Origin of the sequence: Opacimonas viscosa, from assembly GCF_024199005.1 — a bacterium.
Taxonomy (GTDB): Bacteria; Pseudomonadota; Gammaproteobacteria; order Enterobacterales; family Alteromonadaceae; genus Opacimonas; species Opacimonas viscosa.
The window spans coordinates 1-243 of sequence record NZ_JANATA010000287.1 but is presented as its reverse complement, the minus strand read 5'-3'; the positions used below and the strand labels follow the sequence as shown (position 1 = coordinate 243).

1 protein-coding gene is annotated in these 243 nt (G+C 53.5%); it reads right to left on the bottom strand.

Annotated features, from left to right (window positions below):
• Positions 1 to 243, bottom strand: a 243-nt coding sequence (locus tag NLF92_RS13630) for an aconitase family protein (protein WP_254102807.1), incomplete at both ends; no start/stop codon positions are given.

The following is a 243-nucleotide window of genomic DNA, read 5'->3' as shown; positions in this document are numbered from 1 at the left end:
GCTGTAGCACCGTATTCTGGTGTCATGTTGGAAATGGTTGCACGGTCACCTAGCGTCAGGTGCGCAGCACCTTCACCGTAGAATTCCAGGTAAGCAGAGACAACGCGTTCTTTACGTAAGAACTCGGTAAGTGCCAGTACGATGTCGGTGGCGGTAATGCCAGGCTGTGGTTTGCCCGTTAGCTCGACACCCACTATGTCGGGTAGGCGCATATAAGACGCGCGACCTAACATCACGCTTTCA